At 65.2% G+C, this 14,067-nt stretch carries 18 protein-coding genes; 8 read left to right on the forward strand and 10 right to left on the reverse strand.

The genetic code is table 11. The features are described from left to right. Positions 1 to 61: 61 nt before the first annotated feature. The 4 genes from FHU31_RS13485 to FHU31_RS13500 form a co-directional block, all read right to left on the reverse strand. Positions 62 to 997 (reverse strand): hypothetical protein, encoded by a 936-nt coding sequence (locus FHU31_RS13485; RefSeq protein WP_234901195.1) that lies wholly within the window; start codon positions 995 to 997, stop codon positions 62 to 64. Between the two features lie 37 nt (positions 998 to 1,034). Then, positions 1,035 to 1,436, reverse strand: a complete 402-nt coding sequence (locus FHU31_RS13490; protein WP_167158978.1) for a hypothetical protein — start codon at positions 1,434 to 1,436, stop codon at positions 1,035 to 1,037. A 177-nt stretch (positions 1,437 to 1,613) separates the two neighbouring features. Next, the gene (locus tag FHU31_RS31860; RefSeq protein ID WP_167158980.1) at positions 1,614 to 2,708 is read right to left on the reverse strand and encodes a sensor histidine kinase; all 1,095 of its coding nucleotides are present in this window, start codon (positions 2,706 to 2,708) and stop codon (positions 1,614 to 1,616) included. Between the two features lie 8 nt (positions 2,709 to 2,716). Further along, positions 2,717 to 3,364, reverse strand: coding sequence for a response regulator (locus tag FHU31_RS13500; RefSeq protein ID WP_167158982.1), 648 nt, complete (start codon positions 3,362 to 3,364; stop codon positions 2,717 to 2,719). Positions 3,365 to 3,549: 185 nt separating this feature from the next. Between FHU31_RS13500 and FHU31_RS13505 the strand changes: the two genes are divergently transcribed. Next, entirely contained in the window at positions 3,550 to 4,857 is a 1,308-nt protein-coding gene (locus FHU31_RS13505) for an alpha/beta hydrolase (protein ID WP_167158983.1), read from the forward strand. 18 nt (positions 4,858 to 4,875) lie between these two features. On the opposite strand, the gene FHU31_RS13510 is transcribed toward FHU31_RS13505, so the two are convergent. Then, complete coding sequence (locus tag FHU31_RS13510; RefSeq protein WP_167158985.1) at positions 4,876 to 5,055, reverse strand: hypothetical protein; 180 nt, start codon at positions 5,053 to 5,055, stop codon at positions 4,876 to 4,878. A gap of 62 nt (positions 5,056 to 5,117) precedes the next feature. After that, complete coding sequence (locus FHU31_RS13515; protein ID WP_167158987.1) at positions 5,118 to 5,306, reverse strand: hypothetical protein; 189 nt, start codon at positions 5,304 to 5,306, stop codon at positions 5,118 to 5,120. A 210-nt stretch (positions 5,307 to 5,516) separates the two neighbouring features. Here FHU31_RS13515 and FHU31_RS13520 point away from each other — a divergent pair, with 210 nt between their 5' ends. After that, on the forward strand, positions 5,517 to 6,140 hold the full coding sequence (locus FHU31_RS13520) for a porin MspA (protein ID WP_167158989.1): 624 nt from the start codon (positions 5,517 to 5,519) through the stop codon (positions 6,138 to 6,140). Between the two features lie 60 nt (positions 6,141 to 6,200). Here the strand turns inward: FHU31_RS13520 and FHU31_RS13525 are convergent, their stop codons facing one another. Next, entirely contained in the window at positions 6,201 to 6,593 is a 393-nt protein-coding gene (locus FHU31_RS13525; RefSeq protein ID WP_167158991.1) for a hypothetical protein, read from the reverse strand. A 152-nt stretch (positions 6,594 to 6,745) separates the two neighbouring features. On the opposite strand from FHU31_RS13525, the gene FHU31_RS13530 reads away from it, so the two are divergent. After that, a complete protein-coding gene (locus FHU31_RS13530) occupies positions 6,746 to 7,552 on the forward strand; it encodes a helix-turn-helix domain-containing protein (protein ID WP_167158993.1) in 807 nt (268 codons plus the stop codon). On the opposite strand, the gene pdxR is transcribed toward FHU31_RS13530, so the two are convergent. Beyond that, positions 7,549 to 8,895, reverse strand: a complete 1,347-nt coding sequence (gene pdxR / locus FHU31_RS13535) for a MocR-like pyridoxine biosynthesis transcription factor PdxR (RefSeq protein WP_263988090.1) — start codon at positions 8,893 to 8,895, stop codon at positions 7,549 to 7,551. The genes FHU31_RS13530 and pdxR overlap by 4 nt on opposite strands. 125 nt (positions 8,896 to 9,020) lie before the next feature. On the opposite strand from pdxR, the gene FHU31_RS13540 reads away from it, so the two are divergent. The 3 genes from FHU31_RS13540 (at position 9,021) to FHU31_RS13550 (ending at position 10,603) form a co-directional block, all read left to right on the forward strand. Further along, positions 9,021 to 9,458 carry a hypothetical protein gene (locus FHU31_RS13540; protein ID WP_167158997.1) on the forward strand — a complete coding sequence of 146 codons (438 nt, stop codon included), beginning with the start codon at positions 9,021 to 9,023 and terminating at the stop codon, positions 9,456 to 9,458. Next, positions 9,446 to 9,838 (forward strand): hypothetical protein, encoded by a 393-nt coding sequence (locus FHU31_RS13545; RefSeq protein WP_167158999.1) that lies wholly within the window; start codon positions 9,446 to 9,448, stop codon positions 9,836 to 9,838. Before FHU31_RS13540 ends, FHU31_RS13545 begins: the two co-directional genes overlap by 13 nt. Before the next feature lie 126 nt (positions 9,839 to 9,964). Next, complete coding sequence (locus tag FHU31_RS13550; RefSeq protein WP_167159001.1) at positions 9,965 to 10,603, forward strand: hypothetical protein; 639 nt, start codon at positions 9,965 to 9,967, stop codon at positions 10,601 to 10,603. A gap of 23 nt (positions 10,604 to 10,626) precedes the next feature. On the opposite strand, the gene FHU31_RS13555 is transcribed toward FHU31_RS13550, so the two are convergent. Next, on the reverse strand, positions 10,627 to 11,037 hold the full coding sequence (locus FHU31_RS13555) for a transglycosylase family protein (RefSeq protein WP_167159002.1): 411 nt from the start codon (positions 11,035 to 11,037) through the stop codon (positions 10,627 to 10,629). A gap of 466 nt (positions 11,038 to 11,503) precedes the next feature. On the opposite strand from FHU31_RS13555, the gene FHU31_RS13560 reads away from it, so the two are divergent. Then, a complete protein-coding gene (locus FHU31_RS13560) occupies positions 11,504 to 12,259 on the forward strand; it encodes a class I SAM-dependent methyltransferase (RefSeq protein WP_167159004.1) in 756 nt (251 codons plus the stop codon). Here FHU31_RS13560 and FHU31_RS13565 read toward each other — a convergent pair. Next, on the reverse strand, positions 12,252 to 12,788 hold the full coding sequence (locus FHU31_RS13565) for a TetR/AcrR family transcriptional regulator (RefSeq protein WP_167159006.1): 537 nt from the start codon (positions 12,786 to 12,788) through the stop codon (positions 12,252 to 12,254). The genes FHU31_RS13560 and FHU31_RS13565 overlap by 8 nt on opposite strands. A gap of 61 nt (positions 12,789 to 12,849) precedes the next feature. Between FHU31_RS13565 and FHU31_RS13570 the strand changes: the two genes are divergently transcribed. Next, a complete protein-coding gene (locus FHU31_RS13570) occupies positions 12,850 to 14,046 on the forward strand; it encodes an MFS transporter (RefSeq protein WP_167159008.1) in 1,197 nt (398 codons plus the stop codon). Positions 14,047 to 14,067: the final 21 nt, after the last annotated feature.

Below are 14,067 nucleotides of genomic sequence, written 5' to 3' on the forward strand. Positions count from 1 at the left end.
CCGGTCTTGTCTCGTATATAGCCGGCACCACGCCCCGGAAAGTCGGTCGCCCTTCGAAGTCCTAGTCGGCGAGCCACGCTTTGCGGGTGTCAAGTGCGATGCTGTCGTTGGCTCTTCCGGTGCCGTCCCATAGGCCCTCCTTTGAGAGGCTGGTGGACCACCATAAGGCGGCGGTATTGCGGACCTGCCTGACTTTCAGGCCGCTTGCGATCGTCGCGTAGTGGAGCCAGAAGTCGTCGGCACGGGGGCATACGGTGGTGAACTCGTCGCCGCGTTCTCTCAGCGCCTGAAGCACCGGCTCCGAGTACGCGACGCCGGAGGTTCCGGTTGCGAACACGGTGTCAGATGCCTTCGTGGTACTGCACAGTGCCCATTGGCGATACGGGCCGTCGGTGCGTATCCGCGCGCGGAAAGCTGTCACCTGTTCGGGGAGGTGGGCGGCCAGTAACTCTTCGAGCCAGGTCGCCGGATAGTAGACGTCGTCATCGGCGGTCACGAGCGTGCGAGTGGGATGTTCGGGCAGAATACTTGTGACATAAGGGAAGTACTTCTTGTGCGGGCCGTAATCTGGGCATCCGCGGATCTCCAGTCCCCTCGTTTGGAGGCGCCGGAGGGAAGCGGGTGGATCGGCGAGTGCGGCGGGATCATCGAGCCACAAGATGATGCGCCGAGGTTTGACGCTGCCGGCGCCGATCGATTCGATGGTCTTCCACACCGTGGCGATCCGCGGGCCGTAACTGGTGAGTGACACATTGGCGTCAGCGTCACCGACGATGGGGGAGTGGGAAGACTGATTGGCTCGGCGCACCTGCAGGTTCAGCAAGGCGAACTCGCTGGCAGCTGCGCACCACACGACGGGGTTACGCGGAGTGACTCCGATATTGTGCGTCTTGTACGGTGCCGCTCGAACCGGCGCACCGTTCATCGGATCTCTTCGTGTGCTCGACTTCGCGCGCACCAATCTCATCCTCTTTAGCAGCGACCAGCTTTCGGCCATCTTCAACCTTTCCCACAGAACTCAGGCGGCGGCGGGATCAGTGCGGCGTTTTCGCAGCCGCAGCCGCGGCCGCAGCCGCGGCCCTAGCCCTGGCGGCCGGTGTGCCTGCCGAATCTCCCGGGCTGGTGTGCGATGCAGTGCCGCCGTAGCAGCTCAGCGATATGAGCACCGTCTTCGGCTCCACCTTCTTCTTGGTGCTTTGGGCTTCGCCTCGCAGGTGCTGGTGGACGACCGTGCACTCATCGAGCGCAGTGCGGTCACCGATCTTGGACGCGACGCGGACAGTGAAGCCCGCGTCTTTGAGTGCCTTCGCTGCGTCTGCGTACTTCAGGCTCTCCTCGTTGGGGGGCTTGGGTGTCGCGAACGCGAGGGGTGGCACCGCCATGGTCAGCGCCAGCGTCAGTGGCAATGAAGCAACGATGATGCGGCGGTTTTTCATCGTGACGGGGTCCTTTTCGGGGTACGAACGCCGCGAACAGGGAGGCCTGGTTCTTTCGCGAGCGGCTGGCCGTGTGGGCCCTCTAGATCGTCATAGGCCGTCGCCGGATGGTGAATCCGCCGGGTGGCTGTGAGCGCCCGCCGACCGGCCGAAACAACAGCCGCTGTGCGCAGTCGGCTACTGCTGCAGCGGAATGCTCATCACCAGTTCGAATCCGCCGTCACTGGTGCCGTGAGATCGAATGGAACCGCCCAGCAGTTCCGCCCGCTCACGAAGTCCCAGCAGCCCGTGGTGGGAGCTGGGCAGGTGTTCGGGCGGGCGGGTGGACGCGGAGTTCGTCAGCCTGAGCTCGGCCGAATCGTCGGTGATCCACAGATCCATGGTGGCCTGCGCTCCCGGTGCGTGTTTGGCGATATTGGTGAGGCCCTCTTGCACGGTCCGGTACAGCGCGCGCTGAACGCTCGATGACGGCCGAGTCGACGCGGTATCGACGATGTTGATGGTGGTGTCGATACCCGATGTCTCGATCAGGTGGGGGAGGTCGTCGATGCTCGGCTGCGGGGCGAGTTCGATCTCGTGCGTTGCCGATGGCCTCAGCACACCGACCATTTCGCGTAGTTCATCGAGGGTGCGCACACTCAGCGCGCGGATGGTGCGGGCGGTCTCGGCGGAGGCCGGATCCGAAGAGGTGACTTGGAGCGCGCCGGCCTGCACTGCGATCAGGCTGACCTTGTGCGAAATCACATCGTGCATTTCGCGGGCCAGCGCTGTCCGTTCCTGCGTGATTGCCTGCTGCACCAGGAGCTCTTCTTCGTGCGCGCGGGCACGTTCGATTTCGGCAAGCTTGTCCGACAGCGCGGCCCTGGCCCGGATCAACAACCCCAACCACACCGGGGCAGCGCTGAAGACGATGGCATAGACCAAGCTCAGTATCGTGCTCACGCCGGAGTAGTCGCGGTCCCACGGACTGGCGTAGCAGACGAAGAACGCGGCGATGCACAGCACGAGGGCATACCGCGAACTCCGGCGTTCGGCAACGGTGTACAGCGCAATCAGCGGGGCGAGCGTGACATCGAAAATCAGACCCGGAAGCGTCAGAGCGAGGGCCAGATAGGGCATCTTGTTCCGGAAGGGCAACACTCCCACCGCGATCACGGCCAAGGGCACCGCATACCGCGGGGGTTCTTCGGCAAGCAGGGAACCGACGGCGTCGCCGGCCGCGAGGGCAAGCACCACGAACTGAATCAACACCCGCCGGGCGGGTGCGGGCACGTGTGCCTTCATCGGTTCTCGAGCAACCCGGCGCGTTGGGCGATGATCGCCGCCTCGACCCGTGACTTGACCGACAGTTTGGACAAGATGGAGCTGACCTGGTCTTTGACTGTTCCGACGCTCGAATAGATGGTGGCGGCGATCTCTGCGTTGGAACGACCTTGGGCCAGCAGTGTCAACACCTCGGTCTCGCGATCGCTGAGCTTCTCGATCATCGTGAGCGCCGACTCATCGGTGCGGTCTTCGAGGTATCCGGTGACCACCCGGGGACTGACTTTGTCCGAGAGGACGAGGCCACCGGCGGCAAGGCTGCGGACCATATGTGGAAGTTGCTCCGGGTCGGTGTCCTTGAGGAGGAAGCCCGCGGCTCCGAGTCGAAGGGCGGCGGCGATGTAGTCGTCGGCATCGAAGGTGGTGAGGACGGCGACCTTGGGCGGGTCGGGCATTTTCTGCAGGTCGGCCAGAATGCTGAGTCCGTCTTTGCCCGGCATCCGGATATCGAGCAGCACGACGTCGGGTTGATATTCGGCAATGACGTCAAGTGCCTGGATGCCGTCACAGGTGGCCACGACATCAATGCCCTCGACGGCAGACAGGATCAACCTGAAGCCGGAGCGAATCAGTGCCTCGTCATCGACGATGACGACTTTCGTCATCCGATCCCCCTAGCTTTCGGGCACACCGCATGCACAAGCATAGGGCCGGGCTCATCGCGGTCTGTCCGCCGTTTGCGGGATTCGGCCTGCCGGATGGCCGATCTGGCCGATCGGCGGATGCCGCGCGGCGTTGGTGGCAGCGATCATCGGTCGTGTTGTCCAGGATCCCAGAGGCGGTGTACACGATGTTGGACTGGCCTCTCCTCGAGGGACCCATCCGGACTCTTCTGCAGGTCGGTGCCGCATCACTTGTCATGTGGCTGCTGATCAGGCTGTTCGGTGCGCCCAGGCCGCTGTCGTGGAAAGCGGCTCTGGTGGCGGCCGGCGCGGTCCTCGCGGTCGCCGTCACCTGGCTGGGCCAATATGTGGCCCGCCATGTGCTGGTGCTTTTTCCCGACCGGCTGACTGCTTCGGTCTACGTATGGGTGGGCATCGGGCTCTTCGTGGCCTGCCTGGCATGCGGGGTTGCCGCCGTTGAGCAACGTCGGCGGCTCAAGGTGACCGCGCTGGCGGCGTGCGCGGTGGCCGTACTGGCATGTGCCAACCAGGTCAACGCCACCTTCGGTGCCTATCCGACCATCAGGTACGCGCTGGGGATCGCGCATCCCGATGACATCGCCCTGCCGGCAAGTCGCGCACGAACACTGGTGTCCACGGCTGACCGTTCTCTGGAATCTCAATGGAAGCGGCCGGCCGACCTTGACTCGCGGGGCAAGATCACCACGGCGGTGATCCCGGGTTCGCTGTCGTCGTTCGGTGCCCGCCCGGCGAAGATCTACCTCCCGCCGGCGTACTTCGCGCCGCTGCCGCCTCGGCTGCCGGTGCTGATCCTGCTCACCGGACAGCCAGGGACGCCACAGGACTGGCTCGGCGCAGGACGATTGTCGGTGGTGATGGATTCGTTCGCTGCCGAGCACCAGGGCCTGGCACCGGTGGTGGTCGTCCCCGACCCCACGGGAGGCCCGCTGGCCGACCCCCTGTGTGTGGACTCACGCAGGGGGAAGGCCGACAGCTACTTGGCAGTGGACGTGCCGCGCTGGATTTCGGCAAAACTGACAGTCGCGCAACATCATTCGGCCTGGAGCGTGGCGGGCGCGTCCTACGGCGGGACCTGTGCGCTACAACTGGCCACCAATCATCCCGACGTGTATCCCACATTCCTCGACATAGCCGGATCCGTCGAACCGACGCTGGGCGACCGGAACCGCACCGTCGCAGAGGCTTTCGGGGGTGATTTCACGGCGTTCGAGCGAATCAATCCGCTGACCCTGCTCGGTTCTCGGCGCTACCCCGACAGTGCCGGAGCGGTGGTGGCCGGAACCTCGGATGCCGAGGCACGCGGTGACGGCCGACGGATCGTCCAGGCCGGCAAGACTGCCGGAATGCAGATCCATCTCACCGAGCTACCCGGGGCGCACGATTGGCGGTTGTTCTCCTCGGCGCTGCGTCACGAGTTGCCCTTCCTCGCGCGAAAGATCGGCCTCATCGACTGAGGTGAGCCGCCTGCTGCTTCACTGTTCCGGTGCCGAGAATCCGGTCCGAATCATGTCGATGGTCTGGTCGAGGATGCGCGCATCATCGAATCCTCGGGTGACGATCTCCAGCGATGTGCCGTCAGCGGCTGGCCGCACGGTCACGGTGCTGGTGGACAGATCGACCGCTGTCACCATCGACACGCTGGCCCACCCCACCGACGAGACGGTGACTGCCAGCGCGGCAAGTCGACTCCACCGTTGGCACTGCCCCTTCCCGGTCACTGTGCGGGGTTCTTGGGCGATACCAGTGAAACCTCTTCCGGTGGAGATGGTTTCGCGATATGGATGGTCACGATCACCGTGCCGTTCAGTATTACCGACAGGGCGACGACGATGATCGCGACCAGCCTGCGCCGGGCCATCGCCGGTGTGCTGGACACGGCGGCAGGTTCGTTGAGCAGGAGCATGTCATCGACCATCACTGCCGGCCCGGCTTTGCGTCATCACCGAGCCGACTGAGATGTTCAGCCGACTGTCCAGAATTTCGCCCCGCGCCCCCGGCGCCGGACCGCTCAGCCGATCGGCGGTCGCTGCCAGCCGGGTGACCGATATCGCGCGGCGCGGGTTCGCGCCAGTGTGGTGAGAACCAGGCGGGGCGAGGAGATCGAGGTGAGTGCATGATCGCGCGGAGGGCAGCGGCGGTGGCGATCGCGGTGGGATCGTTGGTGGGGGCGGGCAATGGCATCGCACACGCACGGTTGGACGACCAGCTCAGTGCCGTCGACGGCGCGGGCCGGACCCTGACGGTTCAGCAATGGGACACCGTCGTCGAGGGTGTCGCGTCCCTGGACCGCAACCCGCTCACCCGCGAGTGGTTTCACTCGGGGAAGGCCACCTACGCGGTGTCCGGTCCTGACGCCGCCGGGTTCAAGGGCAAGCTGGAGCTCGGCTATCAGGTCGGCTTCCCCTGGGCCCTCGGTATGAACGTCTCTTTCACCTACACCACGCCGAATGTCAAGGCCGACAAGGGTAACCCGCGCAACGGGTACCTGCGGGTCATCACCCCGAATCTGTTCCCCGGCGTATCGATCACGTCCAACCTGAGTAATGGCCCTGGTACGCAGGAGGTTTCGACGTTCTCCACCGGTGTTTCCGGTGCCGAAGGTGCGGTGGCCGTGTCGAATGCGCACGGCACGGTGACCGGTGTCGCCGGCGGGGTGCTCCTGCGGCCGTTTGTCCGGCTCACCTCGAGTACAGGTGCCACCGTCACGACGTACACGCACCCGTGGAATCTGGATTGATCTTGCGACAATGAAGGACCGTGATGCGTCACAGCCTACGACGAGATGTGAGTTTGTGGGTCATCTCCGGGTGGCCGACATGCGTCCCTCATCGACCAGTCGTGGAAACAAAGGTGCTCCCCGCAGGGGGCCGTAGTCTGCGGCGGCGAAGGCTGCGGCGGCCGCCGATACCAACGCCAGGATGAGGGCCGGCTGGGGGCTGGCGTGGGCAGGGAAGTCGTAGAACAGCAGCCAGGCCAGTGTCACTGTGGTGATTACACCAAGACCATCGGTTGTGCCGATGATCGAAACATCCGGTCTGTTCAGGCCGATCTGTCCGCCGGTGATCGCGGTGGTCAACGCACACCCGGCCAGGCCCACGCAGAGCGGAAAAGTGAGCTTCCACAACCCCCACGCGATGCGGTCGGCGTCCTGAACCTGGGCCCACGGCAGGAATAATGCGACGATCATCAAGGCGCCAGCTATGCCGCAGACCACCCGTCGAAGCAATGTAGTCATGTCGTTCTCCTCACGGTTGCTTCAGTAATCGTTGAGATCAAAGGTCGTGCTGTCGATTACCTAGACGTAATGGAGCCGCGAACCCGATGCGGCTACAGTCGATGCGAATGGCAACCATTGGCTCCGCTCCGCAGGTCGGGCCGCTGCTGCGGGAGTGGCGGCAACGGCGTCGGCTGACCCAGCTAGAGCTTGCGCTCGATGCGGGCGTGTCGGCGCGGCATCTGAGTTTCATCGAGACCGGCCGCTCCAAGCCCGGGCGAGACATGCTGCTGCGCCTTGGAGAGCGGCTCGACGTCCCGTTCCGCGAACGCAACCTGCTACTGCTCGCCGCTGGGCATGCTCCAGCATTCCCTGAGCATCCCTTCGGCGCACCCGAACTCGCGCCAGTCCGCGAAGCGCTGGAGCGGATTCTGAAAAGTCACGAGCCCTATCCGGCGGTCGTCTTCGACCGTCACTGGAATCTGGTCGCCGCGAACGCAGCCATACAACCGCTCATAGCGACCATCGATCCTGCGTTGCTCGACCCGCCGGTCAACGTACTTCGCATCGGTCTGGAGTTGATTCCGCAGATCATCAACGCCCACGATGTCATGGGCTACTTTCGTGATCGCATTGAGCGCCAGCTTGCCGCCACCGCCGACAAGCAGCTTGCACAGCTTCTGGACGAGTTCGACACCTACCTGTCCAGCGAAGATCGAGGCGCGGCAAGCGAATCCGACTTCGCGCAGAATCTAGGTCCGGTCAGAGTCCGGGCGCCCGGCGGCGGCGAGTGGTCGTTCTTCGGCATGTTCGGCACATTCGACATGCCGTTCGAAGTCACGATTTCCGAATTGGCCATGGAGTTGCTCTTTCCCGCCGACCGTGCGACTGCCGATGCGTTTGCGTCGCTTGCTCGAGATCGCGACGGAAGCTAGACGGACCCTGCTCGCGCCGATCCGTAGACTTCGCCGAGTCTGGTGAGTGCATCGCCAACGGTGGCCTCCGTGGTGGACCCATATCCGATGATCAGTGCGGGTGGGGCGACCGCCGGGCTGTGGAAGTGCCAACTGGCCCCTTCGATCACGATGCCACGCTCGCGTGCTGCGGTGAGCAGATCAGCTTCGTCGCACCACTGCGGTAACTCCACGTAGAGGTGCAGTCCGGCATCGATTCCCTTCACCGCGGCACCGGGCAATGCGGTCGCGGTCGCCTGAACGGCTGCGTCGCGCCGGTGGCGGTAGATGGGTCGCACTCGTCGCAGATGACGTGTGAGGCCGCCGGTCTCGATGAACCGTGCGAGCGCACGCTGTTCCAAGACGCTGGTGCCGGTGTCATCGAGCAGTTTCTGATGGACCACCGCGCCGGTCAACCATCGTGGTAGCACCATCCACCCGAGCCGAAGCGCAGGGGTGAGGGTCTTGCTCACGCAGCCGGTGTAGACGACGTGTTCGGGTGCGAGTCCTTGTAAGGCACCCAGGGGCGCACTGTCGTAACGGAATTCGGCGTCATAGTCATCTTCGATGATCACCATGTTGCGCTGTCGCGCCCAGCGAAGTAGTGCGGTGCGCCGCGGTGTGCTCAGCACCGCACCAGTGGGGTAGGAGTGGGCCGGCGCGGTGAGGAGTGCGCCGACGTCGAGATTATCAAGGGCGTTCACGTGGAGTCCGTCATCGTCGACCGGCACGCCGGTGACGTTCAATCCGGCGTTGATGATGGCCTGGCGGTGTAGTCCGAAGCCAGGATCTTCCATGGCGATCGTTCGGACGCCGCGTGCGTGCAGTGCCCGGCAGATGAGAGTGATCGCCTGCGTGATCCCACTGCAGACGAGGATGTTCTCTGGTGCAGCGGCGACGCCGCGGACGCGGGACAGATAGTCGGCAAGTGCGTCACGCAGTTCTTGTACGCCGGCGGGCCCGGGATAGCCGAGGCGACCGTCGGGAAGCGCCTGGAGGGCGGTGCGGTAGTGGCGCAGCCACTCGGCGCGGGGGAATAGTGCTGGATCGGGAAGTCCGGCGAAAAGACCTATGGCAGAGGTGACTTCAGCTGATCGGGAGTCCACAGCGGGGCGGTCCGAGGATACGGGAAGCACACGAGTGCCGGATCCTTGGCGAGCGGAGAGATATCCGTCGGCGATGAGCTGTTGGTAGGCGTCGACGACGACACTGCGGGCCACGTCGAGGTCGCGGGCCATGACGCGGGTCGGCGGAAGGCGCGCACCGGCCGGTAGTCGACCGTCGCGGATCATGGCGCGCAGTTGTTGAGCGAGTTGTTCGCGCACGACACGCTGGGAGCGGTTCAGATGGATGAGTAGTTCGGGCGAGAAACCAGCCGATGAATTGGTCCGTTGAGATACATCCGGATTGGACCGTGACATAGACCAATTGTAGGCGTGATGCTATAGCGGTGGAAGAACCGAACATCGCAGCACGGCTGCTTGCGACACCGGTGATCGTGCCGTGGATGCCGGGACCGGGCGCATCGACAACAGGCCCGGTAGTGGTAAGCGTCACCGAGATTCGTGCAGCACACCGTCGCGATGTGCCGGGTGTCGCTGCCAGAGGTTGCCGGATGAGGATGGGCTGGTACGGCATGTCCGGCGCCGTGGGTCTATGGCTATGGTCCCTTCCTGCCGCGTTGCGTGGCGGCTCGATATCGGTATGGGAGGACGAGCAGAGCCTGCAGCGGTTCATCGACTTGCCTCGCCACGTCGACATCATGAACAGCTACCGCATGCGCGGAACGGTTCGCGCCGACAGGTGGTCGGCTGAGCGCTTCGAGCCCGGTGCTGTTCTGGAGAGGGCGCGTGACTGGATCGTTGAGGTGGTCCCGTGCGCGGGGTGACGGTTTATGCCTGTGCCCGGATTGGGTTCGGGATGGCCGCCCTCGTGGCGCCGGCAATCGTCGGGAAGTCGATGACGGGCCTCGGCGGCGCAACCCCGGCGGCCGGCGTGTTTGTGCGTGGAATGGGCGCCCGCGAAGTCGGTATCGGGCTGAGTGTGCTTGGTGCCGAGCGTAATCGTTCATCGATCAGACCGAACCTGCTTGCGGGCCTGATCACTGATGGCGGTGACGTAGCGGCGATCATCATCGCGTGGCGTCAGCTACCGCCCGTCGAAAGGGCATTGGGCCTGGCGCTTGCAGTCGGCGCCGGAACTGTCGGCGCCGCGCTGCTGGCCGTCACACCTGGATCGGAACATCGTCCTGTCAGTGTGCCGCGTTGACCATCGAGGGCTTCGTGCGGTCTGGCGCCAGTAAGGCGCCACCGGGGCTGTCGCAGGGGCCGACCGGTGTGCGAAAGTACCCGTTCAATGGACATGTTGATTCGACGCGGAGCTGCAGTCGCCGCCGTGCTCGTCACGGTCGGCTGTTCAGCGGAGCCTGCTCATCACGCGTCCATCATGGACGTGCTCGCCAATCCGAGTTCGAGCGCCAAGCCCACACCGACGGCTGTGGCGCCGGTGGCCGCACCTCTGGGTACCGCGGAATCCGCGCGAGGAATGACGATGACGCCGCGAGCGGACAATCTCGCGCTGACCCACCAAAGCCAGAGTGGCGACCTGGAACTCGGCATCGAGATCTCGATCAGCGGTGCCACCGCACCACTGGAGACCACCGGTTTCAACGCCGGCCTGCGTCTGGACACCAGCAACGGTGAGGAACTGCGCCCGGTGCCGCCCACCGTGCTGACGATGCCGCCGCTGCCATCCCCGGTCAGCGGTGACGCTGACGGTTGGGTGTTCTTCCACGTCAAGCCCGATGCGCAGCCGACGCAGCTGCGGTTGATGGCCGCCGCGGCGGCCAGCTACTACGGTCCGTCTGGACAGCCGATCGGCATCTGGACCATGCCGGCCGCGCTACCGAGCCCGGCGCCGGCGCCCGAGCCGGTCACGCCCGAGCCTGCCGCCACCGACCCGGGCAACGCGCCCAGGACCGGCCCGCACCCGCGCCACAATTCCCCGTTCTGCCGCCTCACACACCTGTGCTGACCAATCGGTCATGAGACGCGCTGTCAGGTAAAGGGTTTGAGGACCTCTGAGCACAGGTGTGGCAGCCGACCGACCGGGATCCAGGACACCAGAAGCCGACATGTGCTGACTGCCTGCGCCACCGGCCCACCGCACACCGGCCACGCCCCGATGCCTTGGGTTTGCAGCACATTTCGGGCCACTCTGATCTGTTCGCCCCGGCTTGCTGCAGACGGCGAACCGACACCGCCGTTGGACGTCCACGTGGACGGCGTGAACTGCAGACCGCCGTAGAAGCCGTTTCCGGTGTTGGCGGCCCAGTTTCCGCCCGATTCACACTGCGCCATGGCATCCCAATTGGGCTCTGCATCGGCGATCGGCACAGCCACGTTCAACGGAACGACACCGATCGCACCACCCACTGCGCCCGCCACCAGGGCCGTTCGCACGCTCATCCGAGTCTTCCCCTTAGACCTTCTGATCGATAACGGTGTGGTCGAGAAATATTCATTACTGCTCGCGTGTGTGGAGTTTACGGATGAGGCGAAAGATAAACAGACTGGCGGCTGATACTTAGTGTGCTCTATGGGTTGTATTACTTCTTGTGGGGCTGGTGAGTATGGAACTCGGGGTCGGGTGGTCCCGTCCACGCGCCGCGATCAGCCCAGTTCAGTGAGGTGATCACCCGCGCGGTGGCAGCTCTTTGTTCCGCCGAGACGGTCCGCGCGCAGAATTAATTTCCTCATGATTGGCTGCTCCGGCGAAATTGTGATCAATGAGGCTCGTGTGATTAATTGTGCCTGTGTGACCAATGTGGCCACTGTGATTTGCGCTGATTTCGGTTCGGCAACTCACCGATCACGATCGCGAATGCAGCACGGCCCCAGCGTCGTCACAGGGCTGCTCGGTACCGTCGGCCGCATGCCGCCGTCCACCCGCCTGTTCACCGATCGTCGACGAGCCAATTCGTTCGGCGGGGCCGCGCAGCGTTACGACGCGCACTGGCCTGGCTACCCCGCACCGTTGGTCGACGATCTACTTGCGACCGGCGCGAAGACCGCACTCGACGTCGGTGCCGGCACCGGCAGGGTCGCGCGCCAACTGGCCGACCAGGGGCTGCAGGTCCTCGCCGTCGAACCCGACGAGCGGATGGCCGAATTCGCCCGGGCCAAGGGAATCGAGACCGAGATCGCGACCTTCGAGACCTGGGAGCCGGCCGGCCGGCGATTCGATCTGGTCACCTTCGCGGCGTCGTTTCACTGGGTGGACCCGGCCGTCGCGCTACCCAAGGTGACCGAGATCCTCGGCGAGCGAGGCAGATTGGCGCTGCTTTGGAACCGGCTGCGCGCCGAGCGCCCCGTCGGAATCGAGATGGACGACATCTACCGGGACTACCTGGAGGTCTCCGCCTACTCCCGCACGAACGACACCGACGGTGTCACCGGCGCACTCAAGGCGGCCGGCTTCGCCGTCGCGCTCACGGAGTATCCGCGCACCCTGCAGTTCTCCGGTGAACAGTGGATCGAGCTGCTGTTCACCTACTCGAGCTTCCTGACCCTCGACGAGGAAGCGGGCGTGGAACTGCGTCGCCGACTGGCCGAGCGGATCGGCTCGCGCGAACTGACCGTTGTCGGTGATTCGCTGGCGATCGTCGCGACGCCGGTCGGTCTCAGGTAGCGATTCCGGTGATCCGGTCGATGACCGCAAGGAGTTCGTCGTCGCCGGCGGACGGGTCCGGACGCCCGTCGACCGAGCGGTACAGCGCGTTGTAGTACAGGCCGTCGCCGATCAGTTTGACGGCCCGGGCCATGGCGAGATCGCCCAGGGCGGCGTGCAGCAGGGCCAACCAATTGTTCGATGCCTCTTCGATGGCGGCGCGGGCACGCGGATTGCCCGCCTGCTGTAGTCGCGAGACGGCGACGAGCACCCGATCCAGGGCGGTTCCCTCATAGCGTGACGTGCGCACGTAGTAGCGCGCCGGCCCCTCGGCCGCGCTGCGCATCTCATCGAGGTCCTCGGCGGCCAGCGCGACCAGCCGTTCGCACAATGCGTTGCTGAGTTCGTCCTTCGCCGGAAAGTGGTAGAGCAGGCCACCTTTGGACACGTTCGCCTTGGCCGCGACGGCATCGAGCGTCGCGTAACGCTCACCCTCGAGTGCCAGTAACTCCTCATACGCGTCGAGGATGCGGTCACGTGCCGAACTCATCGCCAGAGCCTAACGGTAAATCGATTCCGTACTGTACCGTCTGGACGGTACAGTGCCGCAGGTGAAGGTGTACGCAGGTCTGTTCCGGACGCCGGCCGTGCTGGCCGTGGTGGCATCGCAGACGTTCGCGCGGTTGCCCATGGGCATGCTGTCGCTGGCGGTCCTGCTGCACATTCAGGCGAAGACCGGGTCGTATGCCCTGGCCGGAGCCGTGGTGGCCACCGTGAGTGTCGCCGAGGCGATCGCCATGCCGCTGATCGCGCGAATCGCCGGCAAGGCGAGGAGAACGGCCACCTTGATGATCGCGGCCGCGGTGAACGGTGTCTCGCTGGTCGCCCTCGCGGTAGCGGGGACGTCACCGGCTTCACTCGTGGTGCTGGGGATGCTGATCGGCGCGTCGGTACCCCCGCTGGCGCCGGTCGTCCGGTCGCTGTACCCGTCCATGGTGTCCGGGCCCGGCCTGCGCGCATTGTTCGCACTGGACACCACCGCCCAGGAAGTGTGTTGGGTCGTGGGGCCGCTTGCCGTGACGGTCCTGGCCTCGACGCTCTCGACCGCGCTGCCGCTGGTCGTGGCGGCGGTCATCACGGTGGTCGGGACGGTGTGGTTTCTGTTCAGCGCCCGCCGGGTGCGATCGGTGACCGGAGGTGGTCGCACGCGCTTCGGCGCGATCCTGCGAAATCGGGCGGTCGTGCTCGCCATCGCCGCCAGCCTGCCGTTGATCGCGTCGTTCACCGCGCTCGAAGTGGGTGTCGTCGCCCGCTACGGCGTCGGGAGCCCCATGACCGGCGCGGCGATCGCGGTGGCCAGCTTCGGCTCGCTGGTGGGTGGTATCACGTTGGGGCACCGCACAATCGGCCTACGCGGCCTGTCCGCGGCACTCGCCACGGTCGCCGTCGGGACCGCACTGTTCGGTGTCATCGAGCAGCACGGGCTCGCGCTCGCGGTACTGTTCGCGTCGGGTCTCGGCTTCGCGCCCGCGCTCTCGGCGCTCTATCTCATGGTGTCGCGCGGGGTCGTCGAGCACGCGACGACGGAGGCCTTCGGGTGGCTCAACAGCGGAACGCTGATCGGCGGCGCGGTCGGTACGGCCAGTGCGGGCCTGGCCGCCGATGCGCATGGTTTCGTCGGGGCCATCGTGGTGTCGGTAGCACTGGCGGCGCTGGCCGCACTCAGTCCGGTGATCGCCCGCGTGGGTGGCCCGTTGGTGGGGTTGGGCGAGGAGCCCGCGGCCGACCTCGTGCAGACCTCGATATGATCGCCGCGAGCCGCCGCTAGC

Origin of the sequence: Mycolicibacterium fluoranthenivorans, assembly GCF_011758805.1 — a bacterium.
Lineage (GTDB): Bacteria > Actinomycetota > Actinomycetes > Mycobacteriales > Mycobacteriaceae > Mycobacterium > Mycobacterium fluoranthenivorans.

What these genes read in the sequence shown, in the direction of transcription:
- FHU31_RS13500 (WP_167158982.1), bottom strand. Translation starts at nt 3,364, where the DNA reads ATGACGAAAGTCGTCATCGTCGATGACGAGGCACTGATTCGCTCCGGC.
- FHU31_RS13530 (WP_167158993.1), top strand. Translation starts at nt 6,746, where the DNA reads ATGGCAACCATTGGCTCCGCTCCGCAGGTCGGGCCGCTGCTGCGGGAG.
- FHU31_RS13555 (WP_167159002.1), bottom strand. Translation starts at nt 11,037, where the DNA reads ATGAGCGTGCGAACGGCCCTGGTGGCGGGCGCAGTGGGTGGTGCGATC.
- FHU31_RS13520 (WP_167158989.1), top strand. Translation starts at nt 5,517, where the DNA reads ATGATCGCGCGGAGGGCAGCGGCGGTGGCGATCGCGGTGGGATCGTTG.
- FHU31_RS13505 (WP_167158983.1), top strand. Translation starts at nt 3,550, where the DNA reads ATGTTGGACTGGCCTCTCCTCGAGGGACCCATCCGGACTCTTCTGCAG.
- FHU31_RS13560 (WP_167159004.1), top strand. Translation starts at nt 11,504, where the DNA reads ATGCCGCCGTCCACCCGCCTGTTCACCGATCGTCGACGAGCCAATTCG.
- FHU31_RS13485 (WP_234901195.1), bottom strand. Translation starts at nt 997, where the DNA reads ATGGCCGAAAGCTGGTCGCTGCTAAAGAGGATGAGATTGGTGCGCGCG.
- FHU31_RS13515 (WP_167158987.1), bottom strand. Translation starts at nt 5,306, where the DNA reads ATGCTCCTGCTCAACGAACCTGCCGCCGTGTCCAGCACACCGGCGATG.
- FHU31_RS13490 (WP_167158978.1), bottom strand. Translation starts at nt 1,436, where the DNA reads ATGAAAAACCGCCGCATCATCGTTGCTTCATTGCCACTGACGCTGGCG.
- FHU31_RS13565 (WP_167159006.1), bottom strand. Translation starts at nt 12,788, where the DNA reads ATGAGTTCGGCACGTGACCGCATCCTCGACGCGTATGAGGAGTTACTG.